20 protein-coding genes and 1 tRNA gene are annotated in these 21,617 nt (G+C 71.6%); 12 read left to right on the forward strand and 9 right to left on the reverse strand.

Annotated features, from left to right (window positions below):
- Positions 1-59: 59 nt before the first annotated feature.
- The 3 genes from ABT070_RS18995 to ABT070_RS19005 all read left to right on the forward strand — a co-directional run bounded on the left by ABT070_RS18995 (position 60) and on the right by ABT070_RS19005 (position 4,335).
- Positions 60-1,553 (forward strand): aminopeptidase P family protein, encoded by a 1,494-nt coding sequence (locus ABT070_RS18995; RefSeq protein ID WP_351761745.1) that lies wholly within the window; start codon positions 60-62, stop codon positions 1,551-1,553.
- 97 nt (positions 1,554-1,650) lie between these two features.
- Positions 1,651-3,018, forward strand: a complete 1,368-nt coding sequence (gene pdxR / locus ABT070_RS19000) for a MocR-like pyridoxine biosynthesis transcription factor PdxR (RefSeq protein ID WP_351761748.1) — start codon at positions 1,651-1,653, stop codon at positions 3,016-3,018.
- A gap of 99 nt (positions 3,019-3,117) precedes the next feature.
- Positions 3,118-4,335, forward strand: a complete 1,218-nt coding sequence (locus ABT070_RS19005) for an MFS transporter (RefSeq protein WP_351761751.1) — start codon at positions 3,118-3,120, stop codon at positions 4,333-4,335.
- A 111-nt stretch (positions 4,336-4,446) separates the two neighbouring features.
- Here the strand turns inward: ABT070_RS19005 and ABT070_RS19010 are convergent, their stop codons facing one another.
- The 3 genes from ABT070_RS19010 to ABT070_RS19020 form a co-directional block, all read right to left on the reverse strand.
- Complete coding sequence (locus tag ABT070_RS19010; protein WP_351761754.1) at positions 4,447-5,280, reverse strand: triphosphoribosyl-dephospho-CoA synthase; 834 nt, start codon at positions 5,278-5,280, stop codon at positions 4,447-4,449.
- 9 nt (positions 5,281-5,289) lie between these two features.
- Positions 5,290-6,222: an intradiol ring-cleavage dioxygenase gene (locus tag ABT070_RS19015; protein ID WP_451101072.1), complete on the reverse strand. Its 933-nt coding sequence runs from the start codon at positions 6,220-6,222 to the stop codon at positions 5,290-5,292.
- 150 nt (positions 6,223-6,372) lie between these two features.
- Positions 6,373-6,834, reverse strand: a complete 462-nt coding sequence (locus ABT070_RS19020) for an ATP-binding protein (protein ID WP_351761760.1) — start codon at positions 6,832-6,834, stop codon at positions 6,373-6,375.
- 242 nt (positions 6,835-7,076) lie between these two features.
- Between ABT070_RS19020 and ABT070_RS19025 the strand changes: the two genes are divergently transcribed.
- The 9 genes from ABT070_RS19025 (at position 7,077) to ABT070_RS19065 (ending at position 17,230) form a co-directional block, all read left to right on the forward strand.
- The gene (locus ABT070_RS19025; protein WP_351761763.1) at positions 7,077-7,955 is read left to right on the forward strand and encodes a hypothetical protein; all 879 of its coding nucleotides are present in this window, start codon (positions 7,077-7,079) and stop codon (positions 7,953-7,955) included.
- Between the two features lie 129 nt (positions 7,956-8,084).
- Positions 8,085-8,849 carry a YcnI family copper-binding membrane protein gene (locus ABT070_RS19030; protein ID WP_351761766.1) on the forward strand — a complete coding sequence of 255 codons (765 nt, stop codon included), beginning with the start codon at positions 8,085-8,087 and terminating at the stop codon, positions 8,847-8,849.
- 145 nt (positions 8,850-8,994) lie between these two features.
- The gene (locus tag ABT070_RS19035) at positions 8,995-9,645 is read left to right on the forward strand and encodes an SCO family protein (RefSeq protein WP_351761769.1); all 651 of its coding nucleotides are present in this window, start codon (positions 8,995-8,997) and stop codon (positions 9,643-9,645) included.
- A complete protein-coding gene (locus ABT070_RS19040) occupies positions 9,642-10,121 on the forward strand; it encodes a copper chaperone PCu(A)C (protein WP_351761772.1) in 480 nt (159 codons plus the stop codon). Before ABT070_RS19035 ends, ABT070_RS19040 begins: the two co-directional genes overlap by 4 nt.
- A 13-nt stretch (positions 10,122-10,134) precedes the next feature.
- Complete coding sequence (locus tag ABT070_RS19045; RefSeq protein ID WP_351761775.1) at positions 10,135-12,120, forward strand: copper resistance CopC/CopD family protein; 1,986 nt, start codon at positions 10,135-10,137, stop codon at positions 12,118-12,120.
- An 8-nt stretch (positions 12,121-12,128) separates the two neighbouring features.
- Positions 12,129-13,448, forward strand: a complete 1,320-nt coding sequence (efeB, locus tag ABT070_RS19050) for an iron uptake transporter deferrochelatase/peroxidase subunit (RefSeq protein WP_351761778.1) — start codon at positions 12,129-12,131, stop codon at positions 13,446-13,448.
- Between the two features lie 185 nt (positions 13,449-13,633).
- Complete coding sequence (gene pheA / locus ABT070_RS19055; RefSeq protein ID WP_351761781.1) at positions 13,634-14,566, forward strand: prephenate dehydratase; 933 nt, start codon at positions 13,634-13,636, stop codon at positions 14,564-14,566.
- A gap of 583 nt (positions 14,567-15,149) precedes the next feature.
- On the forward strand, positions 15,150-16,427 hold the full coding sequence (gene serS, locus ABT070_RS19060; RefSeq protein ID WP_351761783.1) for a serine--tRNA ligase: 1,278 nt from the start codon (positions 15,150-15,152) through the stop codon (positions 16,425-16,427).
- On the forward strand, positions 16,424-17,230 hold the full coding sequence (locus ABT070_RS19065; RefSeq protein ID WP_351761786.1) for an HAD family hydrolase: 807 nt from the start codon (positions 16,424-16,426) through the stop codon (positions 17,228-17,230). The genes serS and ABT070_RS19065 overlap by 4 nt, the downstream gene beginning before the upstream one ends.
- A 127-nt stretch (positions 17,231-17,357) precedes the next feature.
- On the opposite strand, the gene ABT070_RS19070 is transcribed toward ABT070_RS19065, so the two are convergent.
- The 6 genes from ABT070_RS19070 to ABT070_RS19095 all read right to left on the reverse strand — a co-directional run bounded on the left by ABT070_RS19070 (position 17,358) and on the right by ABT070_RS19095 (position 21,583).
- Positions 17,358-17,442, reverse strand: a tRNA-Ser gene (locus tag ABT070_RS19070).
- Between the two features lie 283 nt (positions 17,443-17,725).
- Complete coding sequence (locus ABT070_RS19075; protein WP_351761789.1) at positions 17,726-17,968, reverse strand: SGM_3592 family protein; 243 nt, start codon at positions 17,966-17,968, stop codon at positions 17,726-17,728.
- 102 nt (positions 17,969-18,070) lie between these two features.
- Complete coding sequence (locus ABT070_RS19080; RefSeq protein WP_189923753.1) at positions 18,071-18,790, reverse strand: ABC transporter permease subunit; 720 nt, start codon at positions 18,788-18,790, stop codon at positions 18,071-18,073.
- A 9-nt stretch (positions 18,791-18,799) separates the two neighbouring features.
- A complete protein-coding gene (locus tag ABT070_RS19085; protein ID WP_351761792.1) occupies positions 18,800-19,711 on the reverse strand; it encodes an ABC transporter ATP-binding protein in 912 nt (303 codons plus the stop codon).
- The gene (locus ABT070_RS19090) at positions 19,708-20,616 is read right to left on the reverse strand and encodes an ABC transporter permease subunit (RefSeq protein WP_351761795.1); all 909 of its coding nucleotides are present in this window, start codon (positions 20,614-20,616) and stop codon (positions 19,708-19,710) included. Before ABT070_RS19090 ends, ABT070_RS19085 begins: the two co-directional genes overlap by 4 nt.
- Positions 20,606-21,583, reverse strand: coding sequence for an ABC transporter ATP-binding protein (locus ABT070_RS19095; protein ID WP_351762207.1), 978 nt, complete (start codon positions 21,581-21,583; stop codon positions 20,606-20,608). Before ABT070_RS19095 ends, ABT070_RS19090 begins: the two co-directional genes overlap by 11 nt.
- Positions 21,584-21,617 lie beyond the last annotated feature (34 nt).

The raw sequence follows: 21,617 nt of genomic DNA on the forward strand, positions 1-21,617 counted from the left end.
CCTGGGCCCCCTTCCGTACGTCCGTACGATGGAGGGGGTTCAGTGCCGTATCAAGGAGGATGACCGTGGCCGACGAGCTCACCCCGGCTGTGCCGGATGATGCTGCTACCGCAGCGGAGCCGGAGACTGAGTCCGAGGAGCCCATCAAGCAGCGGAAGAACGGCCTGTACCCAGGCGTCTCCGACGAGCTGGCCGAGAGCATGAAGTCCGGCTGGGCCGACACGGAACTGCGTGACCTGGAGCCGATCGCCCAGGCCGCCGAGACCGCCGCCCGGCGCGCCGCGCTCTCCGCGCGCTTCCCCGGCGAGCGCCTGGTGGTTCCCGCGGGCAACCTGAAGACCCGCTCGAACGACACGGAATACGCCTTCCGCGCCTCCGTCGAGTACGCGTACCTCACCGGCAACCAGACGGAGGACGGCGTCCTCGTACTGGAGCCCGTCGCCGACGGCCACAAGGCCACGATCTACCTGCTGCCGCGCTCCGACCGCGAGAACGGCGAGTTCTGGCTGTCCGGTCAGGGCGAGCTGTGGGTCGGCCGCCGGCACTCGCTCACCGAGGCGGAGCAGCTGTACGGCGTCCCGGCCTCCGACGTGCGCGAGCTGGCGGACCGGCTGCGCGAGGCCACCGGCCCGGTGCGGGTCGTGCGCGGCCACGACGCGGGCATCGAGGCGGCCCTGACCGACAAGGTCACCGCCGAGCGCGACGCCGAACTGCGCGTGTTCCTCTCCGAGGCCCGCCTCGTCAAGGACGACTTCGAGATCGGCGAGCTCCAGAAGGCCGTCGACTCGACGGTCCGCGGCTTCGAGGACGTCGTGAAGGTCCTCGACAAGGCCGAGGCGACGAGCGAGCGCTACATCGAGGGCACGTTCTTCCTGCGCGCCCGCGTGGAGGGCAACGACATCGGCTACGGCACCATCGCCGCCGCCGGTCCGCACGCCTGCACGCTGCACTGGGTGCGCAACGACGGCCCGGTCCGCTCCGGCGACCTGCTGCTGCTCGACGCGGGCGTGGAGACCCACACGTACTACACCGCCGACGTCACGCGCACGCTGCCGGTCAACGGCCGCTACAGCGAGATCCAGAAGAAGATCTACGACGCCGTGTACGACGCCCAGGAGGCCGGCATCGAGGCCGTCAAGCCCGGCGGCAAGTACCGCGACTTCCACGACGCCGCACAGCGCGTGCTGGCCGAACGGCTCGTCGAGTGGGGCCTGGTCGAGGGCCCGGTCGAGCGGGTCCTGGAGCTCGGCCTCCAGCGCCGCTGGACGCTGCACGGCACCGGTCACATGCTCGGCATGGACGTCCACGACTGCGCCGCCGCGCGCGTGGAGTCGTACGTCGACGGGACGCTGGAGCCCGGCATGGTCCTGACGGTCGAACCCGGGCTGTACTTCCAGGCCGACGACCTGACGGTGCCCGAGGAGTACCGGGGGATCGGCGTCCGGATCGAGGACGACATCCTCGTCACGCAGGACGGCAACCGGAACCTGTCGGACGGCCTGCCGCGCCGCTCCGCCGAGGTCGAGGCCTGGATGGCTTCGCTGAAGGGCTGACACATCGCTGGTCGACGGCCGGGTACCGGTGGGTGCCCGGCCGTCGACATGTCCAGGGGGATCCGGTGGATTCCGGGGGACCGTCTAGGGGGACTGCGTGAACGACTTCTGGTCCGGTGTCGGCGTCGACCTGCATCTGGAACCTGATGCCGCCGAAGGGCGGCGGGCCGGGCTGGAACGGGCGCTGCGGGACGCCGTGCGGGAGGGGCGGCTGGCGCCCGGCAGCCGGCTGCCGGCCACCCGGCGGCTCGCGGCCGAGACCGGCATCTCGCGCAACACGGTGAAGGCCGCCTACGACCAGCTGGTCGCCGAGGGCTATCTGACGGCGCGGCAGGGCTCGGGCACCCGGGTCGCGGCCCTGCCGTCCGACGCCGCCGAACCGGCGGGCGCCGCCGCACGCGCGCGTGAGCCGCGTTTCGACCTGCGGCCCGGGAGCCCGGACGTGGGGGCGTTCCCGGCCGCGGCCTGGCTGCGCGCGCTGCGCCGGGCCATCGCGACGGCGCCCTCACTGGCGTACGACTACGGCGACCCGCGCGGCCGCATCGAGCTGCGCACCGCCCTCTCCGGGTATCTGGGGCGGGCGCGGGGCGTCGTCGCGCCGCCGGAGCGGATCGTGATCACCTCCGGGTACGTGCAGGGCCTCGCGCTCCTCACGCGCGTGCTGGGCGGCGCCGGGATCGCGATGGAGGACCCGGGGCTGCCCTTCCACCGCGAGGTCGTACGACGCAACGGCGGGACCGTGACGCCGGTTCCGGTGGACGAGCGCGGGGTGCGCGTCGGGGAACTGGGCGGCGCCGGAGCCGTGGTCGTCACGCCCGCGCACCAGTACCCGACCGGTGGGACGCTGCATCCGGGGCGGCGACGGGCGCTGACGGAGTGGGCACGCGTGCGTGACGGGCTGATCGTCGAGGACGACTACGACGGGGAGTTCCGCTACGACCGGCAGCCGGTCGGAGCGCTCCAGGGGATGGCGCCGGGACAGGTCGTCTATCTGGGCACCGCGTCCAAGACGCTCGGACCCGCGCTGCGGCTCGGCTGGATGGTGCTGCCGCCGCAGCTGGTCGACGCGGTCGCCGACGCCAAACTGCACAGCGACCACCACACCGAGTCCATCGGGCAGCTCGCGCTCACCGAACTGATCCACAGCCACGCCTACGACCGGCACGTGCGCGCGTGCCGGCTGCGTTACCGCCGGCGCAGGGACCTGCTCCTGGAACGGGTGGGCGCGCGCCGGGGCGTGCGCGGGATCGCCGCCGGGCTGCACGCGCTGGTGGAGGTCGACGACGAGGCGGAGGTGCTGGCGCGCGCGGAGGCGGAGGGGCTCGCGGTGGGCCGTCTCGGCGAGCACTGGCACACTCCCGGCGCGGGACGGCCGCAAGGACTGGTCGTGGGGTACGGGACGCCCCGGGAACGGCTGTACCCGGAGGCGCTCGACGCACTGACGAAGGTCCTGGGCCGGAACTGACCGGCCCCGGACCGGCCTCGGGCCCGGCCTGATTGGACCAGCTTCATGGCCCGGGATTGGTGCTGTCGAGCGGTCCACCGCGGTTCTAGCGTCATCGGTATGTCGAAGACTCGCCCGAGGCGGCTGCTCGCTCTCGCCCAGTTGAGCAATTCGGTCGGGGACGGCGCGTACTACACGACGTCGGCCCTGTACTTCACCCAGGTGATCGGCCTCGCCCCCGCGCGCGTGGGCCTCGGGCTCACCCTCGGGTGGGCGGTCGGCTCGCTGGCCGGCGTGCCGCTGGGGCGACTGGCCGACCGGCGCGGGGCGCGCGGGACGGCGGTGCTGCTGGCCCTCGCGACCGGGCTCGCGGTGGCGTCCTTCACCCTCGTGCGCGGGTTCGTGCCGTTCGTGCTCGTGGCGTGCGGGTACGCGGCCGCGCAGTCGGGGCTCGCGGCGGCCCGGCAGTCCCTGCTGGCCGGGCTGGTGCCCGCCGGGGAGCGGACGGGGCTGCTGGCGCGTCTCCAGGCGACGCTGAACGCGGGTCTGGCGGTGGGCGCCGGGCTCGGCGGGCTCGCGCTGCACGCCGGGACACGGGGCGCGTACCTCGCGGTGTTCGTGGTCGACGCGGTGAGCTTCCTGGTGTGCGCCTCGCTGCTCACCGGGCTGCCCCGGGTGGCCCCCGGGGGCGTCCGTCCGCGCGGGAGCGGCCTGGGGGTGCTGCGGGACCGGCCGTACGCCGTGGTGGCGCTCCTGAACACCGTGCTGCTGCTGCGGATGCCGCTGCTCAGTCTGGTGCTGCCGCTGTGGATCACCGAGCGGACCGGGGCGCCCGCCTGGCTGGTCTCCGCGCTGTTCGTGCTCAACACCGCCGTGGTGACGGTGTTCCAGGTGCGGGCGGCACGCGGCGTGACGGGACTGGCGAGCGCCACGCGCGCGGTGCGCCGGGCGGGCTGGGTGATGTGCGCCGCGTGCGCGGTGTTCGCCCTGTCCGCCGGTGCCTCGCCGTGGGTTGCGGCGGGCGTGCTGGTGCTGGGGTCGGTGCTTCAGGTGATCGCGGAGATGGGGCAGTCCGCGGGTTCCTGGCAGCTCTCCTTCGACCTGGCCCCGGCCGACCGCGTCGGCGAGTACCAGGGGTTGTTCGGCACCGGCGTCACGGTGGCCCGCACCCTCGGCCCGCTGGTCCTGACCTGGCTGCTGGTCGAGTGGGGCACGCCCGGCTGGCTGCTGCTGGGCGCGGCGATGGTCGCGGCGTCGTACGCGATGGGCCCGGCGGCCCGGCGGGCCGCGGCCGACCGGACGACCGAGCCCCCGGTCGCGTTGATCCCGGCGACCTGAGCGACCTGACGGCACCGCACACCCCGGGTACGCCCTGAGCACACCCCGGGCATGCCCTGAGCACACCCTCAGGGAACCCTGAGAGCGTCGTCCTCGCCGTCGTCGTCCGGCTCAGGCCGCCCGGGTGAGTGCGGCGACGGGCAGGGCGTCGACGAAGAGTGCGCCCGCCAGGAGGCCCGCGCTGCCGCGTGGGCTCCACGCGCGCGTGTGGAGGTCGGTGTCGAGGTCGGAGAGGGCCGCGCGGCCCGCCGGGGTCGCCGTGCCGCCCGCCTCCAGGATGCCGCGGGCACCGGCCTGCACATGACGCAGACCCAGGGGGCCCGCCGTGTGCAGGAGTTCGGTGTCCTGGAGCGTGGACATGACGGTGAGCAGGGCGTCGAGTCGTGCCTCGGGCTCGTCCGCGCCGGCCGAGCGGGCCGCGGCGAGCGCGTCCAGGGCCCGCCGTACGTGCGGGAATCCGGCGCGTGCCTCGCCGCGGGCGCCGGCCGCGCCGTACTTCGCCGAGACCGTCGCGCCCCGCGAGGGCCGCCGGGGAGCGGCCCGGTCGGGGTGGGCGGCGATCCGCTTGGCGGTCGCGGCGACGTCGACGCCCCGCGCGCGGGTGTCGAGGGCGGCCGCCGCGACCAGCAGTCCGAGCGTCCACAGCGCGCCCCGGTGCCCGCCGCCGGCGAGGCCCACCGAGTGTTCGGTGCACCTCCCGATCGCGCCCAGCTCCGCGCGGAGCCGGGGTGTGGGTTCGCCGGTGCGGCGGGCGGCCGCGGCCATCGCCGCGAGGCCGGGTGCGAGCGCCTTGGCCGACCAGCGCAGCCCGCAGTGGTCCTTGCGGGTGACCCGGGCGGCCAGGTCACGTGGGTCGGGCAGGCCCGGCTTGGGAGCCAGGGCCAGTTGTCCCGTCAGCGCGGCCACCGCGGCCTGCGCGAGCGCCTCGTCCTCACGGCTTGTCATGTCCCGACCCTATGAGGAGGCGGAGGCCGACGGGGCGTCACTCGGCGGGGTGCCCGTCGGGGCTTCGCCGCTCGGGGGCGTGCCGCCGCCTCCGCCGCCCGCGCCGGTGCTCTCGGCGTCGGGGTCGACGCCCAGGGTGATGGACCCCTTGTAGCCCTTGGAGGGATCGGCCTTGTGCACGGCCTTCAGGGCCAGCAGGCCGCTGGAGGTGCCACCGCCGTCGTAGACCATGTCGTTGTCGAGGGTGGTGTAGCTGCCGGAGTGCTGCGCGTAGGGCTCCAGCGTGAAGATCTCCTCGGCGACGTCGTCGGGGAAGAAGAGCTGGCCGGTGTAGTTGACCTTGCCGCCCTCGTAGGTGCCGTCCTCCTTGGCGCCGCCCGTGTGCACCTTGAGGTGGATGTGGCAGGTGCGCGGGGTGTACCAGCCCGGGAAGATCGTCTCGAACTTGACGACCCCGTTGGCGTTGGCGATCTGGTAGCCACGCAGGTACGTGTCGTCGTCGGCGGTGGAGCCGTCCTCGCTCTCCGCCGGGGCCGAGCCGCCGGGGTTGGCGGTCGTGTAGCCGGAGTAGTAGCCCCAGGCGTCGCAGTGCCAGATCTCGACAGCGGCTCCGGAGACCGGCGTGCAGCCGTCGGTGGCGTCGACGACGGTGAGGCGCAGGGTCAGCGGCACACCGCTCTTGCCCTCGGTGATGTCCTTGCGCACCAAGGCACCATCGAGGTAATAGGGCCCTTCCGTGACGCTCGTCATCAGCGTCATACAGCTGCTGCTCGTCGAGGTCGAGGTGGCGGACGCCGACGCGGTCGCCCCGGTGTCCGCGGCCGAGTCGGCGAAGGCCGACTGGTACCCGGCGACGGCCAGTCCGCCGGCCGCGACCGTACCGCCGGTCACCGCGAGGGCGCGGCGCCGGGTGATGGTGGAGTCTTTGTGGTTTCCCGTCATGAACATGAACGTAGGAACGCCACCAGTCAGCGGCATGGGGGAACGCTGAGAGGAACCTGTGAGTGCTGAGAAAGCTGAACTCCCGCCGCCGGAACGGCTCCTACCGGCCCTGACCGGCCAAGATCGACGCCCGGCACACCTGACGGACGGTCAGACCGCCATGAGGGGGGCGTCCTTGCGCCACTTGAGGATCTTGTCGAAACTCACCACCGCGCCGTTGCGCCCCGGCTTGTTGCCGATGTGGACATGGTCGGCGAGTTCCTGGATGAGGTAGAGGCCGCGGCCGTGCTCGGCGTAGGTGTCGCTGTGGACCGAGCGGTCGGCCCGGGGGGTGCGTCCGCCGGCGAAACCCGGTCCCGAGTCGGCGACTTCGATGCGGCACTTCTCGCCGTCGAGGTAGGCGGTGACGCGGTACGCCTCCGAACAGCCGCCGCGTGCGGCGCCCCCGCCGTGCTCGACGGCGTTGGCGCAGGCCTCGCTCAGGGCGACGGAGAGGTCGTAACTGACGTCGGGATCGACGCCCGCCGTCTCCATCGTGCCGAGCAGCAGGCGGCGGGCGAGCGGAACGCTCGCGGCATCACGCCGCAGATGGAGTGACCACCAGATGCTCATGCTCCAGCCTCCAGGCCGCGGCTCGACATACCGATACGTATTGCCCCTCAAGGCCCTGTGTAAGCGCGAATTCCACGTGATGCCGCCCATATGGGGGATGCCCGCGGCCCTGAAATCGGTGTATGTAGGACTCAGGGTCATCAGTCGCATCAGTCATCACAGAACCTGATCTTCCGCATCGTACGGAATCTTGTGGACCTGCCGTATGACCGCGGTGAGGCCAGTGCGATGATGAGCCCGCCATGACTGCCCCCCACAGCGAGCGCTCAGGTCGCGATCTACGGCTGCTGCGGGCCTCGGTGTTCGCCGCGGTCTGCGTCGTGCTGGCCGCGGCCGGGCACACCATGGCCTCCTGCGCCACGGTTCCGCTGTGGACTCTGGGCGCGGGATTCCTGGGCGCCCTCGCGGTCGTGGTGCCGCTCGCCGGACGCGAGCGGTCGCTGCCGGGCATAGCGGTACTCCTCGCGGTCGGGCAGACCGTGCTGCACACGCTGTTCGGACTCGGCCAGCACACCGCCTCGGTCACGGCTTCCGTCACCGCCTCCGCCTCCACCACGGCGTCGGCCCTGTCCGACGCCACGCTCGTCGCGCGGGCGGCCCGGCTGGTGTGCGGGGCCACGGCGGCGGCGATCAGCCCCGCCCAGGCCCAGCGGATCCTCGTCGACGCGCGGCTCTACCCGAGCGGCGACGGCGCGGCCTCGGGGGGCGCCGCGGACATGAGCGGCATGAGCGGCATGGGATCCGCGCACCATCCCGCGGACGCCCTGACCAGCGCCGGCACCTCGATGTCCCTGCTGCCGTCCCTGCCCATGCTGCTCGGCCACGTCCTCGCGGCCGTCGCCGCCGGATGGCTGCTGCGGCGCGGCGACACGGCCCTGCTGCGGCTGCTCGCCCTGTCGGCCCACGGCGTCGCCGAGGGGGCGCTCGTACGCTCCCTGCGCGGGGCGCTCGCGCTGGTGCGCGCCCTGCTCGCCGGGCTGCCCGCCGCGCCCGGGGCGGGACCGCGCGTCCCGCGCACCGCCCTGCTCGCGGCAGCGCCCGCACCCCGTACCACCGCGCTCCAGCACTCGGTGATCAGGCGCGGCCCGCCGGACGTATCCCTTCTCGTCCTCGCTGCCTGACGCGACACGACCAGCACTCCACCGCACCTCGGGGGGAACGGCCGCTGTCGTGCGGCACGCGCGCGTGCGCATCTCCGTGCCCACGCCTCTCCCACCCGCAGATTCACTCAGAGTGGAGTGCTCGCTGTCATGAAGGCCTCTCGTATCGCCTCCCGCGTCGCCGCCGCCGCTGCCGTCGCCGGTTCCGCCGTTCTCGTCCTGTCCTCGCCCGCCTTCGCGCACGTCAGCGTCGCCGCCGAGGGCACCGCCGCCAAGGGCGGCTACGCGGTCGTCGACTTCAAGGTCCCCAACGAGCGGGACAACGCCTCGACCACCAAGCTCGAGGTCACCTTCCCGACCGACCACCCGCTGGCCTCCGCGATGCCGGAGCCGATCAACGGCTGGAAGATCGAGGTCACCAAGTCGAAGCTCGCCAAGCCCATCGAGCTGCACGGCAAGCAGATCTCCGAGGCCGTCTCCAAGATCACTTGGACGGCCACCGGCAAGGGCATCGAGGCCGGCTACTTCCAGAAGTTCCCGGTCTCCGTCGGCGCGCTCCCCGAGGACGCCGACGAACTCGTCTTCAAGGCGATCCAGACGTACTCCAACAAGGAGGTCGTGCGCTGGATCGAGGTCCAGGAGGACGGCGCGGAGGAGCCGGAGAACCCGGCCCCGGTGCTCGCCCTGGCCGCCGCCTCCGAGGACGAGCACTCCCACGGCACGACCGCCGAGGACGCCTCCGACGAGTCATCCGACGACGCCAAGGCGGCCGCCGCGACGACCGAGGCGGCCTCCGACTCGGACAGCAGTGACACCACCGCCCGGGTCCTCGGCGTCGTCGGCATCGTCGTCGGCGCCGCCGGTGTCGCGTACGGCGTTCTCGCCGGCCGCCGCCGGACCACGACCGAGGCCTGAGCCCCACCCCCGCGTCGGGCGGCCGCCGTCGCCCGACGCCTGCTCCTCGACGGTGCGCACCGGGGCCGTACGCACGCCCCTGTCGTACATCCCGCCCCGTACACCCCGGTGCGCGCCGGAGTTCACACATCTGGGACATTTCTCTATGCGCAAGAAGACGTTCGCCGTGGCCGCGCTGCTCGCCGCCGCCACCCTCACCCTCTCCGCCTGCGGCAGCGGCGACAGCGGCAGCAGCCCCGTCGCCGTCGTCTCCGAGAACGGCAAGCAGCAGGCCGCGACCGTGCTCGACCAGCCCTTCACCAAGCCCGACCTGGTCCTCACCGACACCCAGGGCAAGAGCTACGACCTCCGCAAGGAGACCGCGGGCCACCCGACGCTGATCTACTTCGGCTACACCAACTGCCCGGACGTCTGCCCGCTGACGATGAACAACATCGCCGTCGCCAAGAAGCAGTTGTCCAAGGCCGAGCAGGACGAGCTGCGCGTCGTGTTCGTCACCACCGACCCGGACCGCGACACCCCGGCCGCGCTCGGCAAGTGGCTCAAGGGCATCGACCCGCAGGTCGTGGGCCTCACCGGGAAGTTCGCGACCATCCAGGCCGCCGCCCGCACCCTCGGCATCTCCGTCGAGGCGCCGCACAAGGACAAGAACGGCAAGATCGTCTCCACCCACGGCACCCAGGTCGTCGCCTTCTCCCCGAAGACCGACGGGGGATACCTCCTCTACGGCGAGGACGCCGACGTCGACGACTACACCAAGGACCTCCCCAAGATCGTCAAGGGCGCGAACCCGTGAGGCGTGCGAAGCCCTCCGGACCCGTCCGGCCGCTCGCCGCGCCCATCGCCCTGATCGCCGGGGCGCTGCTGCTCACGGGATGCGGGTCGGACTCCGACGGGCGGGCCGAACTCTCCGTCCGGGCCGCCTACATCCCGCAGCCCGTCTCGGACACCATGGCCGCCGGCTTCCTGACCATCGTCAACAAGGGCGGTACGAAGGACGAGCTGACCTCCGTGACGAGCGCCGCGGCGGGCAGCGTCACCCTCCACGAGACCGTCGGGTCGTCGATGGAGGAGGTCACGTCCCTGGACGTGCCCGCGCACGGTCAACTCGTGTTCAAGAGCGGCGGAAACCATCTGATGTTCGAGAAGCTGAAGAGCAAGCCGGTGCGGGGCAAGACCGTGACCGTCGAGCTGCACTTCGCCGCGTCCGACCCCGTCGAGGTCGAGATTCCGGTGGAGTCCGCCACGTACAACCCGAAGACCGGCCACTGAGGGAGGGACCACCTTGACGCAGACCATCGTCCCCCGCGTCCGGATGCTCGTGCTGCTGTTCCTGGCGGTCACCGGTGCGCTCCTGGCAGGCGCCGGGCCCGCATCCGCGCACGCCGCGCTGACCGGCAGCGACCCCGCGCAGGGGGTGGTGGTCGACAAGGCGCCCACACAGGTGTCGCTGACCTTCTCCGAGACCGTCTCCATGAACGACGACTCGCTGCGCGTCCTGGACCCCAAGGGCACCCGGGTCGACACCGGCAAGCCGTCCGAGGTCAGCGGCACGACCTACGCCGTGCAACTGCACTCGGGGCTGCCCGACGGCACCTACACGGTGACCTACCAGGTGGTGTCCGCCGACAGTCATCCCGTCGCCGGCGCCTACACCTTCTCCATCGGCTCCCCCTCCAAGACCAGCGTCTCGGTGTCCGACCAGGCCGCCGGCGGAGGCGTCGTCGGCTGGCTCTACGGCTTCGGCCGGTACGTGTCGTACGCCGGGTTCATCGTGATGACCGGCGGGGCCGCCTTCGTGCTCGCCTGCTGGCAGCGCGGTACCGGGGTACGGGCCCTGCAGCGGCTCGTCGTCTCCGGCTGGGTCGCGATGACCGCGGCCACCCTGTTCCTGCTTCTCCTGCGCGGCTCCTACACCAGCTCCGGCAAGGTCGGCGACATCTTCGACCTCGACCTCCTCGGGGAGGTCCTCCAGACCAAGACGGGCGCGGCCCTGGTGTCACGGCTGCTGCTGCTCGCCGCGGCCGCGCTGTTCATCGCCGTGCTCTTCGGCGCGTACGACAAGCGCGAGGGCGAGGAGAAGCGGGACCTGACCTTCGGGCTCGCCATCGGCGGAACCGTCGTGGCCGCCGGGCTCGCGGCCAGCTGGGCCATGGCCGAGCACGCCTCGACCGGACTCCAGCCCGGCATCGCCATGCCGGTCGACGTGCTGCACCTGCTGGCGGTCGCGACCTGGCTCGGCGGGCTCACCGCACTCCTCGTCGCCCTGTTCCGGGCGCCCGCCGACCGGCCCGTAGAGGCCCCCGCCGCGCGCCGCTTCTCCCGGCTGGCCTTCAGCAGCGTCCTCGTCGTGGTCGCCACCGGCACCTACCAGTCCTGGCGCCAGCTCGGCTCCTGGTCCGCGTTCACCGACACCCGCTACGGCCAGCTGCTGCTCGTCAAGATCGGACTCGTGGCGCTGCTCGTCGGCGTCGCGTCGGTCTCGCGGCGGTGGACGGCAAGGCTGGCGGACACGACCACCAGGAAAACGGCGACCAGGAAAACGGCGACCAAGGAAGCGTCGGCCAAGGAAGCGGTACGCAAGTCCGCGCCCGAGAAGGAACGCGTCACGGCGTCGGCCGCGACCGGCGACACCGTCAAGCAGACGTCCGGCGACGCCGAGCCCGGCTCCGGGAACGCCGAGCGGGCCGCGCAGCTCGCCCGGCAGCGGGCCGCCGTCGACGCCACCCGGCAGAAGCGGCTGCGGGACGCCGACCCCCAACGCTTCGGCCTGCGCCGCTCGGTGCTCACCGAGGCCGGCGTCGCCGTCGTGCTGCTCGCCGTCACCACCGTCCTGACGTCGACCGAACCCGGCCGTACGGAGCAGGACGCCGCCGCGGCCGGCCGGGCCTCGTCCTCCTCCTCGTCCGCCACGGGGGACTCCGCATCGGGCGCCCTGACCCTGGACATGTCCTTCGACACCGGCGGAACGGACGGCAAGGGCGTGGTCAGCGTCGACCTCGACCCGGCGCGCACCGGCGCCAACGAGATGCACGTCTATGTGACCCGCCCCAACGGCCGCGCCTTCGACGTGCCCGAGGTCAAGGTCGCCTTCACCCTCGAAGCCAAGGACATCGGGCCACTGCCCGTCACCCCCGACCACATCACGACCGGCCACTGGTCGGCGAACGGCGTGCAGATCCCCATGGCCGGCGAGTGGGAGATCTCCGTGACCGTACGGACCTCCGACGTCGACCAGGTGACCGTCTCCAAGAACGCGCAGATCGGCTGAACCGCACCATGCCCGACCAGTCCATTCCGCAGTCCCGCCCCGAGGCCCGCACCTCCGTGGACACAGAGGCGGGTGCCCCCTCGAAGACCCCCTCCCCCGTCGAGGGCTCCGAGGGGCTGTCACGGCGCAGGCTGCTCGGCACCGCCGGCGCCACCGGGCTCGCGCTCGGCGCGGCCGGCGGGGCCGTCGGCTACACGGCCGCGCCTTCACAGGCGACACCGCTGTCCTCGATCGGCGCCGGCGAGGCGATGTTCCACGTGAAACATCAGCCCGGCATCACCCAGGGCCTCCAGGCCCGCGGCCATCTCGTCGCCTTCGACCTCGCGGCCGGCGCGGGCCGCAAGGAGGCCGCCGCGCTGCTGCGCCGCTGGTCGGAGACGGCCCGGCGGCTGATGGCGGGCGAGGCCACCGCCACCGACGACACCGACGTGGCCCGGGACGCCGGACCCTCCTCGCTGACGGTCACCTTCGGCTTCGGCAACAGCTTCTTCACCCGCACCGGCCTGGAGAAGCAGCGCCCGTTCGCCCTGGACCCGCTCCCCGACTTCTCCTCCGACCACCTCGACAAAACGCGCAGCAACGGCGACCTGTGGGTGCAGATCGGTGCGGACGACGCCCTGGTCGCCTTTCACGCCCTGCGCGCGATCCAGAAGGACGCGGGCGCGGCGGCCAGGGTCCGCTGGCAGATGAACGGCTTCAACCGGACGCCGGGCGCCACCGCCCGCCCCATGACCGCCCGCAACCTCATGGGTCAGCTGGACGGCACCCGCAATCCCAAGCCGACCGAGTCGGACTTCGACCAGCGCATCTTCGTCCCGGCGGACAGCACGAAGGACCCGGCCTGGATGGCCGACGGCTCCTACGCCGTCGTACGCCGTATCCGCATGCTCCTCGACGACTGGGAGAAGCTCACGGGAAAGGCGCAGGAGCAGGTCATCGGGCGCCGCAAGACCGACGGGGCCGCGCTGTCCGGCGGCACCGAGACGACCGCGATGGACCTGGAGAAGACCGACGCGAACGGCGATCTGGTCGTCCCCCTCAACGCGCACGCCCGTATCACCCGCCCCGACCAGAACGGCGGAGCCGCGATGCTGCGGCGGCCCTTCTCGTACCACGACGGCATCGATCCGGACGGCACCCCGGACGCGGGTCTGCTGTTCGTCTGCTGGCAGGCGGACCCGTTGCGCGGCTTCGTCACCGTGCAGCGCAAGCTGGACCGCGGGGACGCCCTGTCGCAGTACATCCGCCACGAGGCGAGCGGCCTGTTCGCGGTGCCGGGCGGCGCGGCGAAGGGCGAGTACGTGGGGCAGCGCCTATTGGAGGCGTGACGGCCGGGGCCGGGGGCCGGGACCGGAAGGCCGGGGCGCACATCCCGAGGCTCGACGTCCGGGACGGGACGACCCGGGGGCGGGCCGGGGGCGGGAAGTTACGCCTCCTCGGGCGGATTCATTCCTGCGTGGGGCTGTCATGAGACGCGTACACCCGCTTCGGCAAGGGCCATTAGGGTGAGGTCATGCCAGCGAGCTATGCGTATCTCGGCCCCGAGGGCACCTTCACGGAGGTCGCCCTGCGCACGCTTCCGGAGTCGGCCACCCGCCAGCTGATCCCGTACGTGTCGGTGCAGTCCGCGCTGGACGCGGTGCGCACCGGTGAGGCCGAGGCCGCCTTCGTGCCCATCGAGAACTCCGTCGAGGGCGGGATCACCACGACCCTGGACGAGCTGGTCGCGGGCACCCCGCTGATGATCTACCGCGAGGTGCTGCTGTCGATCACCTTCGCGCTGCTGGTCCGGCCCGGCACGAAGCTCGCCGACATCAAGACGGTCTCCGCGCATCCGGCCGCGCAGCCGCAGGTCCGCAACTGGCTGAAGGCGAACCTGCCGGAAGCCGCCTGGGAGTCGGCCGCCTCGAACGCGGACGCGGCCCGGCTGGTCCAGGAGGGCCGATACGACGCCGCCTTCGCGGGCGAGTTCGCGGCCGCCCGGTACGGGCTGACCGCCCTGGAGACCGAGATCCACGACGCCGAGAACGCCCAGACCCGGTTCGTGCTGGTGGGCAGGCCCGCCCGGCCCGCGGCACCGACCGGCGCGGACAAGACGTCCGTCGTCCTGTGGCAGCGTGACGACCATCCCGGTGGCCTGCGCGACCTGCTGGGCGAATTCGCCACCCGGGGCGTCAACCTCATGCTGCTCCAGTCCCGCCCGACCGGCGCCGGTATCGGCAACTACTGCTTCTGCATCGACGCCGAGGGGCACATCTCCGACCGCCGGATGGCCGAGGCCCTCATGGGGCTGAAGCGGATCTGCCGTGAGGTGCGCTTCCTGGGCTCGTACCCGCGCGCGGAAGTCAGCGTGGCGGACGTGGCGGCTCCGCCGGCCGGGACCTCGGACGGGGAGTTCGTGGCGGCGGCGGACTGGGTGGCGCGCTGCCAGGACGGCCGGTTCTAGAAGCCGTTTCGGCCGGTCCTCTCTGCCCATCCGGCCGGTCCTATCTGCACATCTACGTTATCCACAGAAGTTATCCACAGGCCCGCTTCTCGACCTGGGGACAAGTCGACAACGAAGTGCCATCCGGTCGACAAATCGCCCTGGAGCACCCCACTGCGGCCCCCACCCCTTGAGTCACCCTTCGCCCACCTGTTTCCTTCCGTTTCCTTCGATCAATCCTTTGGGGTGACCCATTTCCACCCGAAAGAGGGCCGGGGTCGGGTTTGGGCATGGAATTACCCGCCGCGCACGGCGGTATCGGAATGATCAATTCCCATGTCCACAGATCTTTCGCACACCCTGTGGATAACCGTTTCAGAAGTGGGGCCGCCTGTGGACAACACCTCCCCCAAGTCCCCTCTCGCGCAAGGGAATCGAGTCAACCAGGCGCCCGCCGCATGCCCCGTCCCAGGGAGTGAGACACTTTTTATTGACACGTTGGGCAATTCACCCATAACGCAACGTAAGCCATGATTCGGAACGGGTCGCGCACCGTGCGGAATGGTGTCGTGAGCCGCAACCCCGCACGGGTAGCCTTGGCCGCGTGATTGACCTTCGCCTGCTCCGTGAGGACCCCGACCGTGCGCGCGCTTCCCAGCGTGCCCGTGGAGAGGACGTCGCGCTCGTCGACTCCCTCCTGTCCGCCGACGAGCGGCGCAGGTCGTCCGGCGTCCGCTTCGACGAGCTGCGCGCCGAGCAGAAGTCGCTCGGCAAGCTCATCCCCAAGGCCTCCGCGGACGAGAAGGCCGAGCTCCTGAAGAAGGCGAGCCAGCTCGCCGCCGACGTCAAGGTGGCCGACGCCGAACGCGACGCCGCCGACACCGAGACCCAGGAACTCCTCCAGCGGCTCGGCAACCTCGTGCACCCCGACGTGCCCGTGGGCGGCGAGGAAGACTTCGTCACCCTCGAGACGCACGGCACGATCCGCGACTTCGGCGCCGAGGGCTTCGAGCCCAAGGACCACCTCGAGCTCGGTCAGATCCTCGGCGCGATCGACGTCGAGCGCGGCGCGAAGGTCTCCGGCTCCCGCTTCTACTTCCTCACCGGCGTCGGCGCCCTGCTCGAGCTGGCCCTGGTCAACGCGGCGATCGGCCAGGCCACGGCCGCCGGCTTCACGCCGATGCTCACCCCGGCCCTGGTCCGCCCCCAGTCCATGGCGGGCACCGGCTTCCTCGGGCAGGCGGCGCAGGACGTCTACCACCTCGACAAGGACGACCTCTACCTCGTCGGCACCTCCGAGGTCCCCCTCGCCGCGTACCACATGGACGAGATCATCGACGCGGACAAGCTCCCGCTGCGCTACGCGGGCTTCTCGCCCTGCTTCCGCCGCGAGGCCGGCTCGCACGGCAAGGACACGAAGGGCATCTTCCGCGTCCACCAGTTCGACAAGGTCGAGATGTTCTCGTACGTCAAGCCCGAGGATTCGCAGGCCGAGCACCAGCGTCTGCTGGCGTGGGAGAAGCAGTGGCTGTCCGCGCTGGAGCTGCCGTTCCGGGTCATCGACGTCGCCTCCGGTGACCTCGGCTCCTCGGCCGCCCGCAAGTTCGACTGCGAGGCGTGGATCCCGACGCAGGGCAAGTACCGCGAGCTGACCTCGACCTCGGACTGCACCGAGTTCCAGTCCCGCCGCCTGTCGATCCGTGTCCGCGAGGGCAAGCAGGTCCGCCCGCTGGCCACGCTCAACGGCACGCTGTGCGCCGTCCCGCGCACGATCGTCGCGATCCTGGAGAACCACCAGCAGGCCGACGGTTCCGTGTACGTGCCCGAGGTGCTGCGCCCGTACCTCGGCGGCCGGGAGATCCTGGAGCCGGTGGCCAAGTGACCGCCGCGTTCCCCTACCGCCTGATCGCGACCGACCTCGACGGGACGCTGCTGCGTTCCGACGACTCGATCTCGCAGCGCACCCGTGACGCCCTCGCCGCGGCCACCGCGGCGGGGGCCTCGCACATCGTGGTGACGGGCCGCGGGGTCTCCTGGACCCGGCACATCCTCGACGACCTCGACTACGACGGCCTCGCGGTCTGCGGCCAGGGCGCCCAGGTCTACGACGCCGGCGCGCACCGCCTGCTGACCTCGGTGACCCTGGACCGGCAGCTCGCCGGTGTGGCGCTGGCCAAGATCGAGGCGGAGGTCGGCCCGCTGTACCTTGCGGCCAGCCGCGACGGCCTGGACGGCGACGTGGTGGTCGGCCCCGGTTACGCGCTCACCGGCGCCCTGCCGTCGACGCCGTTCACGGATGCGTCCGACCTCTGGTCCGCCCCGCTGAGCAAGATCTACATACAGCATCCCGAGCTGTCGGACGACGCGCTGGCCGCTGCCGCACGACGGGCCGCGGGCGGCTTCGTCACGGTCGCGATGGCCGGCGCGGGCATCGTGGAGCTGCTCCCCCTGGGCCTCTCCAAGGCCACGGGCCTCTCCCTCGCGGCCCGCCGCCTGGGCCTGAAGGCCGTCGACACGATCGCCTTCGGCGACATGCCCAACGACATCCCGATGTTCGCCTGGGCGTCCCGCGGCGTGGCCATGGCCAACGCCCACGAGGAACTGAAGGCCGTAGCCGACGAGGTGACCACCTCCAACGACGACGACGGCATCGCCGTCACCCTGGAAGGCATGCTGCCCGCATAGACACGGCGAGGCTGTGTGGATGGCCCGGGGGGGGGAAGAGAGTCAGGTCCTCACCCCACCCGACGACCCGACGGCGCCGGGCCGAACCACCCGCACAACCCCGCCAAGTCCCCGTGACAACGCCCCGCGGAGGATGCACGGATCGAACGTGCGCGGGGTCGCCCCCGACCACGGCTTAGCAAGCCGGTGCCTTGCCTCTCGGCCAATCCTCCGGGTGGGCGGCCCACGCGAGAGCGACAATCGCGTGCTCGAAGCGGCCGCCCCGGGCAGCTCCCCTGTACGGAACGGATTCGACGGAGGGCTAACTACTCCGGAACCCGCCCCTGGCTGCCCTGAAGGGAACTCGACGGACTGCCGTGCATGGGCATCGTCGAGCTCCTCCCAGTCTGTGGCACCGGATCCCTTCCGGCCCCGGGGGTACAACCACTGTGCCCGGGGGACGAGTTGGGCGCCACCGAATAAAACGCCCGTGCGAGGGCCGGGGCCGAGCGACGGCTATCGGCGGCGCCACCTGCGTCGACGCGCCTTGCTGAAGAACCAGCCCGCGGGCGGGTCGTCGGAGCGCCAGGGCTGCGGCTCGGGTTCCTCCGCCCGCCAGCGAGCGGCCAGCATCCGGGCCCGGGCGGACGGTTCGGACGTCTCGGCGGACCGTATGAAGTCCTCGTCCAGGACGAGGTCGTTCCAGACCTCCCCCTCGGACCGCTCGCGACCACCGCTCAACGCATCGTCGTCCGCCATCCCCGTCCTCCTGGTCATGTCCGTTCCGCCCAGTGTGCCGGGGCGCGGGTGAAGCCACCGTCAAGAACGGCCGCCCCGCCCCGCCCCCCCCGGCGGGGTCGGTCACTCCTCGCCGGCGAGCTTCAGCGCCCGCAGCTTCTGCCCCGCGTACCAGGTGGCCAGCACGGTCACCACGACCAGCAGTACCGTCGCCGTGGTCAGTCCGACGTCCGAGGTGACGAGGTCGCCGCCCGCCACCTTGTGGGCGACGGCCAGCGACCACTGCTGGATGCTGAGCGTGCGCGCACCCGGTACCAGGGAGCCGAACAGGGCTTCCCAGACGAGGGCGTAGACGAGGCCGAAGACCACCGCGTGCCGGGACACCGTGCCCAGCAGCAGGAAGACCGCCGCGTAGGCGATGGAGGAGACCAGGGCGGCCACCGTGTAGGCGACGGCGATCTGCTGGCCGTTGCCGTTGAGGATGAAGCCGGCGACGAGCGTGGGCAGCGCCGAGAACACCATCGTCACCGCGATCGCCACGATCAGCTTGGTGAAGATGATCGTCGGCCGCTTCAGCGGCTTGGACAGCAGGTACACCACGGAGCCGTCGTCGATCTCCGGGCCGATCGCGCCCGTGCCCGCGATGACGCCGATGATCGGCACCATCGTGGCGAGCGCGAGCCCGCCTAGCAGGTCGGACGCCGTCTGGTCGTCGGCGCCGGCGAGGCCGCGCACCACCACGGAGATCGCGATCAGCAGCAGCGGCAGGGCGCCCAGGATGAGGGCCCGGCGACGGCCGAGCAGGGCCCGGTAGGTGAGCCGGGCGACTGTGGGGTCGTACATCAGGGCCTCCTACGCCGTGACCAGGTAAGAGAACACGGACTCGAGGGACTCGTCGGACGGCGAGACCGTCAGCAGCCGGATGCCGTGGTCCCTGGCGACCCTCGGCAACAGCGCGGTGAAGCGGCCGAAGTCGACGGCCTGGATACGCAAGGCGCCCTCGGCGAGGTCGACTTCGATGCCGGACGTCGACGGGTCGGCGATCAGCGCGGCCGCGAGAGCGCGGTCGTCGCTGGAACGCACCAGGTAGCGGTGCGGTCGGTCGGTCATCAGACGGCGGATCCTGCGGAAGTCGCCGCTGGCCGCGTGCCTGCCCGCGACGACGACCTCGATGTGCCAGGCGAGTTGCTCGACCTCTTCGAGGATGTGCGAGGAGAACAGCACGGTGCGGCCCTCGTCGCCCATGCGCCGCAGCAGGTCCATGAGCTGCATCCGCTGGCGCGGGTCCATGCCGTTGAAGGGCTCGTCGAGCAGCAGCAGCGACGGGTCGTGGACCAGGGCGGACGCCATCTTCACGCGTTGCCGCATGCCCTTGGAGTACGTGGAGATCTTGCGGTCCTGCGCGTACTCCATCTCGACCGTGGCCAGTGCCTTCTGCGCGGCCTTGGCGCCCAGGCCGTGCAGCTCGGCGTTGGCGACGACGAATTCACGGCCGGTGAGGAAGTCGTACATCGCCTCGCGCTCGGGGACGATGCCGATGTGCCGGTAGATCGCCTCGTTGCGCCAGACCGGCTGTCCGTCGAGGGTGACCGTGCCGGTGGAGGGGGCCAGGAAGCCGCCCATCATGTTGATGAGGGTGGACTTCCCGGCGCCGTTGGGGCCGAGCAGGCCGGTGACACCGGGTCCGATGGTCATGGTGATGTCGTTGACGGCGACCACGTTGCCGAACCAGCGGGAGACGTGGTCGATGCTGAGCGTGGTCACAGTCCGACCCTTCGGTAGCGGCGCATCAGGAGGCCGTAGCTCGCGGCGATGAGGCCGAGGACGACGAGGACGTAGACCACGCCCTCCCCGTCGGACGGGCCGATCCCGCCCGGGAAGGCGGAGGTGGCGCCCAGGAACGCGGACTGCGCGCCGTCGATGAGGGTGACCGGCGAGAACAGGCCGATCCAGGCGATGGAACCGGTGCTGTTCTGCGCGTCGGCGATGGCCTGGAGCGTGGAGACGGCGCCGTAGGAGATGGTCAGGACGGCGATGACGGCGGCGATGCCGAACCCGCGTCGTGGCGTCGCCGAGGCGATGACCAGGCCGATTCCGGCGAAGAGCAGTGAGAGCAGTGCCACGGAGACGAGTCCTTGACCGAATCCCTTGGTCTGGTCGGCGAAGTCGAGCTTGGCCAGCAGCGCGCCGATGTACAGCACCAGCAGCGGGGCCGCGGTGAGGACGAAGAGCGCCGAGGCCAGCGCCGCGAACTTCGCGCGTACGTAGTCCGAGGTCTCGATGGGCCGCGAGAAGTACAGCGGCACGGTCTTGAAGCGGAGGTCGCGCGAGACGGACTGGGGCGCCTGCGAGGCGACGTAGAGGCTGATGACGGCCTGCATGACGATCGCGTACCGCGTGTAGTCCACGGGGAGTTCGTCGGCCTTCGTGGCGACGGCGACGGCGACCATGATGGCCGCGGGCACGCACATCACCACGAAGAGCAGCATCGGCAGCACCTTCGACTTCACCGAGCGGCCGAGGCCGTAGGCGCCGCGCAGGGACTGCGAGTAGAGGGAGCGGCGGGCGTAGGCGCGGCCCAGACGGGGGCCGTCGTAGCTGCGGTAGCCGATGTTGTGGATGCGGGTCTGGTCGTCCGAGGGGGCGGTGACCGGGTGTTCAACTGCCATGGCCGACGGCCTCCTTCCGCTGCTGGTCGTTGCTTGCGTCGCTGTCCGTGAAGACCTCGGAGATGTGGTGCCTGCGCTGTTCCATGCGCACCAGGCCGAGGCCGAGGCCGGCGACCACGTCCCGGACGACGTCGTAGGTGTCCTCGCTCTGCGCGGTCAGCAGCAGGACGTGGCCTGCGCCCGGCAGGGCGCTGTTCGCGTCCAGGACCTCCACCCCGCGCGCGTGCAGCGCCTCGCGGACCGCGAGGGTGCCGTCGGGGTGGTCGTCGGTGTCGGTGACCTCGATCGCGAGGGTGGTGGTGGTCTGCGTGAAGTCGGTGGTGGAGCTGGAGCGCAGGAGCTTGCCGCCGTCGACGACGACGACGTGGTCGCAGGTGCGCTCCAGTTCGCCCAGCAGGTGGGAGGTGACCAGGACCGAGATGCCGAAGTCGGTGTGGATACGGCGGATCAGGCCCAGCATCTCGTCACGGCCGACCGGGTCGAGGCCGTTGGTCGGTTCGTCCAGGAAGACCAGCTGGGGGTCGTGGACGAGGGCCTGGGCGAGCTTCACGCGCTGCTTCATGCCGGTGGAGTAGCCGCCGATGGGGCGGTAGCGCTCCTCGTACAGGCCGACATGGCGCAGGGTGTCCGCGGTGCGCTCACGCGCGGCGGTGGGCGGCAGGCCGGACATTCGGGCCATGTGCACGACAAACTCGGTGGCCGAGACGTCGGGCGGCAGGCAGTCGTGCTCCGGCATGTAGCCGACCCGCTCGCGGATGTCGGCGCCCTTGCTCGCGACGTCGAGGCCGAGCACCTCGGCTCGGCCCTCCGTGGCGGGCGACAGACCCAGCAGGATCTTGATCAATGTGGACTTGCCGGCTCCGTTGGCTCCGACGAGGCCGGTCACACCGGGCCCGACGTCCACAGAGAGCCGGTCAAGAGCGGTCACCCGGGGGAACCGCTTGCTCAGGCTTTCGGTCGCGATCACAGTCACGTCATCGAAATTAGTGACGCACGCCACG

Source organism: Streptomyces sp. NPDC002884 (genome assembly GCF_040295245.1).
GTDB lineage: Bacteria > Actinomycetota > Actinomycetes > Streptomycetales > Streptomycetaceae > Streptomyces.